7 protein-coding genes are annotated in these 6,918 nt (G+C 71.0%); 2 read left to right on the top strand and 5 right to left on the bottom strand.

What is annotated here, in order from left to right:
- Together E1287_RS08370 and E1287_RS08365 are read left to right on the top strand one after the other, a co-directional pair.
- A partial coding sequence (locus tag E1287_RS08370; protein WP_207934084.1) for an MFS transporter occupies positions 1-1,307 on the top strand: 1,307 nt, incomplete at its 5' end.
- On the top strand, positions 1,304-2,302 hold the full coding sequence (locus E1287_RS08365; RefSeq protein ID WP_131964271.1) for a hypothetical protein: 999 nt from the start codon (positions 1,304-1,306) through the stop codon (positions 2,300-2,302). The genes E1287_RS08370 and E1287_RS08365, both read left to right, overlap by 4 nt.
- Before the next feature lie 41 nt (positions 2,303-2,343).
- Here E1287_RS08365 and E1287_RS08360 read toward each other — a convergent pair whose 3' ends face one another.
- The 5 genes from E1287_RS08360 to E1287_RS08340 are packed head-to-tail and all read right to left on the bottom strand — an operon-like array spanning position 2,344 to position 6,868.
- Positions 2,344-3,291, bottom strand: a complete 948-nt coding sequence (locus E1287_RS08360) for an NAD-dependent epimerase/dehydratase (RefSeq protein ID WP_207934083.1) — start codon at positions 3,289-3,291, stop codon at positions 2,344-2,346.
- Entirely contained in the window at positions 3,288-3,899 is a 612-nt protein-coding gene (locus E1287_RS08355; RefSeq protein WP_131964269.1) for a dTDP-4-dehydrorhamnose 3,5-epimerase family protein, read from the bottom strand. The genes E1287_RS08360 and E1287_RS08355 overlap by 4 nt, the downstream gene beginning before the upstream one ends.
- Entirely contained in the window at positions 3,886-5,127 is a 1,242-nt protein-coding gene (locus tag E1287_RS08350) for an NDP-hexose 2,3-dehydratase family protein (RefSeq protein WP_131964268.1), read from the bottom strand. The genes E1287_RS08355 and E1287_RS08350 overlap by 14 nt, the downstream gene beginning before the upstream one ends.
- Positions 5,124-6,233 carry a DegT/DnrJ/EryC1/StrS family aminotransferase gene (locus E1287_RS08345; protein ID WP_131964267.1) on the bottom strand — a complete coding sequence of 370 codons (1,110 nt, stop codon included), beginning with the start codon at positions 6,231-6,233 and terminating at the stop codon, positions 5,124-5,126. The genes E1287_RS08350 and E1287_RS08345 overlap by 4 nt, the downstream gene beginning before the upstream one ends.
- Positions 6,230-6,868, bottom strand: a complete 639-nt coding sequence (locus E1287_RS08340; protein WP_207934082.1) for an LmbU family transcriptional regulator — start codon at positions 6,866-6,868, stop codon at positions 6,230-6,232. The genes E1287_RS08345 and E1287_RS08340 overlap by 4 nt, the downstream gene beginning before the upstream one ends.
- Between the last annotated feature and the right edge of the window lie 50 nt (positions 6,869-6,918).

Here is a 6,918-nt window from a genome sequence, read left to right as displayed (position 1 = left end):
GCCCCGGACCGTCGCACACCACCGCCCCCCGGGTCCCGCAGAAAGGCCGGCCCGTGTACATAACCGTTCGTGGGATGCCGTCCTCCGGCTCGCGTGCATCGTCCAAGTCCTGGCGTTCGAAGGCCGGACGGGTCCCCGGCACCGTCGTCGTGCTCGGATTCGTCAGCCTGCTCACCGACATCTCCACCGAGATGGTCACCGCCGTGCTGCCGCTGTTCATCACCGTGGCGCTCGGCCTCTCGCCGATGGCGTTCGGCGTCCTCGACAGCGTCTACCAGGCGGCCACGGTGGCCGCCCGGGTCGGGGGCGGCTACACCGCCGACCGGCTCGCGCGGCCCAAAGCGGTGGCCGTGGCCGGATACGGGCTCGGCATGATCGCCAAGGTGATGCTGCTGCCCGCCGCGGGCATCGGCGCGCTGTCGGCCGCGACCGGCCTCGACCGGATCGGCAAGGGGCTGCGCACCGGTCCGCGGGACGCGCTGATCGCCGGTTCCGGGCCGCCGGGGACGCTCGGCCGCTCGTTCGGCGTCCACCGCGCGCTGGACACCCTCGGCGCGCTCCTCGGCCCGGTCGTCGCGTTCCTCCTGATGACCGCGGCGCCGGGCAACTTCGACGCGGTGTTCATGGTCGCCATGTGCGTCGCGGGCCTCGGCGTGCTGCTCCTGATCGGCAAGGTCGACGAGAGCCGTCCGACCGCCGCCGCCACCGCCGACGCCGGTGCGCCCCGGGTCACGCTGGCCGGGGCGGCACGGCTCGTCGCCGGCGACGCGCGGGTGCGACGCGTCCTGCTGACGGCGGCGGTGCTGTCCGCGCTGACGATCAGCGACGCGTTCCTCTATCTGGTGCTGCTCAAGGGCGACGCCATCTCCACCCACTTCTTCCCGCTGATGTTCCTGGGGACGGGCGTCGTCTACCTAGCCGCCGCAGTGCCCTTCGGACGTCTCGCCGACCGTTTCGGCAGGCCGCGCGTCTTCATCGCGGGCCACGTGATGATCCTGCTCGCCTACGGCGTGGCGGGTTCCGGGGCGAGCGCCCTGGCCGCCGGCGCGACACTCGCCCTGCTCGGCCTCTACTACGCCGCGACCGACGGCGTGCTCCCCGCCGCCACGGCGGCGATCGTCCCCGCGCCCTACCGGGCGACCGTCATCTCCGCGGTGCAGACCTGCGTGGCGCTCGGCCGCAGCCTCGCCGCGCTCACCTTCGGCGCGCTGTGGGCGCTGACGGGACCCTCGACCGCGCTGTGGGCGTTCGCGGCGGTCCTCGCCGCCGCCCTGGCCGCCGTCTCCCTGATCGGAGGACTCAAATGAACCGCTCACGGGTGACCCTCGCCCTGGCCGTCCTGCTCGTGGGCGTGGCCGCGGGCACGGTACTGACCGCGGTGTTCGGACGCGAAGGCGAGTCCGCCGCGGGCGAGGCGGGTCCCGGCCTGTTCCGCACCGAGCACATCGTGTTCAGATCGCTCAAGCGGGGCCCCGACCAGGGCCGGATCGCCTACGTGCCGCCGGACGCCGCGCGGAGCCGCGTCCTCGCCGGGCCGCGGTGCCTGCGCGTCGCGGCCGAGGCGGGGCGTGCGGTGTGCCTGCGGGACGGGGGCGTGCCCGGCCGTCCGTACGAGATCGTCCGGCTCAACGACCGGTTGAAAGAGGCGGGCGACGAACCGCTGGCCGGAGTGCCCAGCCGGGCGCGGGTCGCGCCCGACGGACGGCACTTCGCGAGCACGGTGTTCGTCAGCGGGCACAACTACATCTCGCTCGGGTTCTCCACCGAGACCATGGTCTACGACGGCAAGAACGGGCGTCCGCTGGCGAACCTGGAGCATTTCACCTTCCTCGTCAACGGGGTGAAGGACGGCAGCGTCGACCGCAACGTCTGGGGCGTCACCTTCGCCGCCGACTCGAACGTCTTCTTCGCCACCGTCGCCGTGTCCGGCCGCACGTACCTCGCCAGAGGCGACCTGTCCCGCCGCACCCTGACCGCGCTGCGGGAGAACGCGGAGTGCCCGTCGCTCTCCCCCGACCAGACCAGGGTCGTCTACAAGAAGCGGGTCAGCGAGACCTCGCAGGACGCCTGGCGCTTCTATGCCTTCGACCTGCGCAACGGCCGGGAGTGGCCGCTCGGCGAGACCCGCAGCGTGGACGACCAGGTGGCGTGGCTCGACGGCGAGCGGGTGATGTACGCGGTGCCGAAGTCGGGCGAGGGGCGCACCACGGCCGACATCTGGACCGCCCCGCTCGACGGCGGGAAGCCGCGCCTCCTGATCCCCGACGCCGACTCCCCCACCCTGGTCGGCACCGACCTCTGACCGCAGAAACCGACGCCCACCGTAGCTCCGTGTCGTGGACGTCAGCGTTGGCCGCGCAGGGTGGCGACGGCCGCGTCGATTCCGGCGCGCAGGTCCATGCGCGGGCTCCAGCCGGTAATTCCGCGGAAGGCCGACGAATCGATCCGCACATTCTGGAAGTCACTGGAAGTGGCATATGAAGGCGGCTCTACCGAGACCAGCGGCACCGGCGGTGACCCTGTATGAGCGGCCACGGTGTCGGCGATCGCGGTGAACAGGCCCGCGACCGAGACCGGGCTGCCGGTGCCGATGAGCCAATGGCCACCCGCGAGTTTCTCCGCGTGCTCCACGGCGTCGGCGAAGGCCGCGGCCGCATCGGTGACGTGCACCAGATCACGCTCGACCGAGCCGTCGTGCCACAGGGGCAACGGCTCGCCCGCGAGCGCCTTCCGGACCATCGCGGCGACGATCCCGCCGTCCGGTCCGTACACCGTCGGCAAGCGGATCGTCACCCCGTGCATCAGACCGTCGGCCGTGGCCTGTTTCAGCGCACGCTCCGCCATGAGCTTCTGCCGGTCGTACGCGCTGGCCGGGTCGTCGGGCTCGGTTCCGTCCAGCCGTTCGCCACGGCCGGACTGCGAGGTGGTTCCGGCGAAGACCACCACCGGCCGGTCCGCCGTCCGGCCGCGCCGCACGGTCTCGATGAGGTCGAGCACGATCCCGGTGTTGACCCGCGCGCCGACCGGGTCGTCGTCGCTGACGCGCCAGGCGCCCTCACCGCCGGTCCGCGCGGCGAGACAGATGATCGCGTCGGCGCCCGATACGGCGGCCTCCACGTTCCCGGGACGGGTCAGATCCGCCGTGAGGACCTCCGCCTCGGCCCCGGCGGGAACCCGGCTGGGCCGCCGGGCCACCAGCCGCAGCCGTCCCGCGCGGCGCTGGGCCAGCTCCTCGGAGATCGCGGACCCGATCGCTCCCGAGGCACCGAGGACGGCGACCAGGGGTGTCACGGACGCTCCCGGTGCAACGCCCGGTCGAGCTCCATGCAGGTGTCGTAGTCGGGCAGGATGCCCTGCTCGACCGCCTCCGCAAGGGTCGGCGCGACGCTGTCGCGCTCGGACAGGATCGGGTCCAGGCCGGCCGGGAGCGGCAACGCGAGCTCGGGGTCGAGCACCGAGATCGCCAGTTCGAGCTCACGCTCGTACCTGCCCGAGATGAGGTAGGACATGACCGTGTCGTCGTCGAGCGCCACGAAGGCGTGCCCGAAGCCGATCGGGAGGTAGATCGCCCGGAAGTCCACCTGGTCGAGACGGACCGCGTCGCATTTCCCGAACGTCGGAGATCCGACCCGGAGGTCCACGGCGATGTCGAGCGACCGGCCTCGCGGGCAGTACACGTATTTGGCCGTTCCGGGAGGGGTGACGGTGAAGTGGACGCCGCGCACCACACCACGACGCGACTCGCTGTGGTTGCTCTGCGCCACGGGGAACAGCGGGTGGCCCACGGCTTGGATGAATGGCCCTTCCTGATATGGGGAGAGGAAGCGGCCCCTGCTGTCGGGAAACACCTCCGGGGTGAACTCGAAGGCACCCGGGACGGCCAGCTCACGAGCTTTCATGATCATCCCCGCTCAGGCTCAGCAGGCACGCGAGAAGGGTGCGTGCCTGGACGTTGACCAGGCCGCCCGACCGGACGAGCTCCGACAGCTGACCTGGGGTCAGCCAGCGGAAGTCCGGCGGAGGCCGGCCGGACAGGTCCTCGCCCGCCTCAGCGATCAGGTAGCGGGTGCGGGCGTGCCAGAACCGTCCGCCCTCCTCCGACAGGATCGCGTCGAAGCGCGGCCGGGCGGCCAGCACCGCGGCGAGGTAGGGGTCGTTCACGCCGCCCTGCGCCGGAGCCGACTGGACGGTCGGGCCGATCTCCACGAGCCGGCGGAGCCCCGGCTCGGGACGGGCCCGGACGAGCACCTGCCGGACGCCCTCGACCCTCCGCAGCAGGAAGGCGGCCAGGGCCGGCGAGTCGGGCGCGAGGAGCGGCTGCGTCCAACGCGTCACCTCCCGGTCGCCGGCCTCCGCCTGGACGGCGATGACGCGAGCCCCGGGCCCCGTGACCTCCAGCTCGCTCCGGGTCACCCGCGCCTGCGCCAGGGGGATGAGCGAAGACCTCCAGCCGCACCGGTGCCTCGCCGCCGCCAGCCACTGCCCGGCCGTCACCGCTTCGGGACGCGGCCGCTCCCGGGGAACCGGCAGGGTGGACAGGACGCTGCGCGAATCCATGTTCACCAGGTTCTCGCTGTGCAGCATCCGGAACAGCAGGCGCAGCGGGACCCAATGGAACTCCTTCCGCCGTGGCACGTCCCCGGCGATCCGAACGACCATATTTCGGTTGTACTTGCGCCAGAACCAGGCGCCCTGCTCGGACTGGAGCGTGTCCGCGACGACCTGTCCGCGCGGCCTCAGGAAGCAATCGAGGAAAGGGACGGGCTTGCCTTTGTGAACACGGGTGTAGTTGCTCCGGGTCGCCTGCACGGTCGGGGACAGTTGCAACCCGTTGACGTTGCCCGGCTCGAATTTGGCCTGCATCAGGCAGTGCGGCTCGCCGTCGATCTCCCGCAGCAGAATGCCGAGTATCCCCACCTCGGGCTGGTGGATGACAGGCGCCGTCCAGGGACCGCCGCCGGGGCCGTGCACGTTCATCCCCTTGACGGCGAAGAACCGGCCGCTGGCATGCCGGAGGTTCCCGTTCTCGGAATCGAAAAGCCAGCCGTCCAATCTCTCGAAGGGGATGCGGGTGACACGGAACGACGCGCTCCGCCGCCGGTGCAGCCACCATTCGTCGAACGTCATGGCGCGGCCAGGGCTTCTCGTAACGCGTCGATGACCTTTTCCTGGTCACCGGCGGCCAGTGACGGATACATCGGCAGCGAAAATATCTCGGTGGCCACGCGTTCGGTGACGGGAAGCGAGCCCGGCCGGTAGCCCAGGTGAGCGAAGCCCGTCATGGTGTGCACGGGCCACGGGTAGCTGATGTTCAGCTGGATCCCGCGGGCGAGGAGCGATTCCATGATCTCGGCGCGCCGGGAGGACCTCACCACGTAGACGTAGTAGACGTGGTCATTGCCGGGTTCGGTGACGGGCAGCGCGAGATCGGTGTCGGCCAGGCCCTCCGCGTACCGCGCCGCGACCGCGCGGCGACCCGCGATGTAGTCGTCCAGCCGGGTCAGCTTGCGACGCAGTATCTCCGCCTGCACCTCGTCCAGCCGACTGTTGTAGCCGGGCGTCGACGTCACGTAATAGCGGTCTTCCATCCCGTAGTAGCGCAGCCGCCGGACATTTGCGTGGACCTCCTCGTCCGGCGTGACGACGGCGCCGCCGTCGCCGTAGGCGCCCAGCACCTTGGTCGGATAGAAGGAGAAGGCGGCCGCTCGTCCCCACGTCCCCGCCATCCGGCCGCCGCGCCTCGCCCCGTGCGCCTGGGCGCAGTCCTCCAGGATCACCAGACCGTGCTCGGCGGCGAGGCGCTCCAGCGCGGCCATGTCGGCGCACTGACCGTAGAGGTGGACCGGGAGCAGCGCGCGGGTGCGCGGGGTGATCACGGCCGCCGCGTGCTCGACGTCGATGAGGTAGGTGGCCGGGTCGATGTCGGCGAAGACCGGCACGGCGCCGATCGCGTCGATGGCCACGACGGTGGGGGCCGCCGTGTTGGCCACAGTGATCACCTCGTCGCCGGGGCCCACGCCGAGTGCGCGCAGGGCCAGCATCAGCGCGTCGGTACCGTTGCCGACGCCGGTGCAGTACGGCAGCCCGTGAAAAGAGGCGAAGTCCGTCTCGAAGCTCTGCACGCTGGGCCCCAGGATGAGCCGCCCCGACCGGAACACGGCGTCGACCGCGTCCAGGATGTCCTGGCGTTCACGCTCGTACTCGTCCCGATAGTCCCAGACGAGCTGTGTCATGGCGCCGCCTCCAAGGTCGACGCCGCGGCCTCGTCGAGGATCGCGACCATCCAGGCGACCAGTTCCTGCTGCTTCTTGTCCGCCGCCCGCTGCCAGTGATCCCGGCGCTGCGCGACGACGTGGACCTGGATGTTGGTGACCTCCACGGTGGCGCGGCCCAGTTCGCGGGAGGCCTGCAGGTGCCTGCGCAGGGCGTTGCGGGACCAGCCGTGCCTCTCCGCCCGGCTCAGCCAGATGTCCTGGTCGGGTTCGGGAAGCCCGGCCACCTCGGCGTGATGCTGGAAGCTCAGCCCGTCGCGGCGGCGTTCGGGCGCGAACTGCCGCGCCACCCAGGCGTAGTTGCGCAGGGTCTGGTAGTCGAGCGAGGTCTCGGCCAGGGCGCGCCGGTAACGGTCGGGGAACTGGTCCTGGCCGTAGATCAACCAGTCGCCCAGCCACCAGCCTGAACTGTCGGAGATAAGGAAGATCTGCCGGCCCAGCCGGCGCCACGCGTCCAGACTCATCCCGGCGTCGAGGCCGAGACTCGTGCGTCGTGGAGATGCCGGGCCATCGATGGACAGGCGGCTGTTCACAGGTAACGCGGCCGCCTTCCTTTCCGCTCCGTTGGAGCGTGCATGCATCTTCTCTTCTGGCATGCCAGAACCACCCGTCGTGTGATGCTTGCTAGTTCCATGGGATTGCCAAA

The organism is Actinomadura sp. KC06 (assembly GCF_004348735.1).
Taxonomy (GTDB): domain Bacteria; phylum Actinomycetota; class Actinomycetes; order Streptosporangiales; family Streptosporangiaceae; genus Spirillospora.
This window is presented reverse-complemented; position numbering and strand designations above follow the sequence as displayed.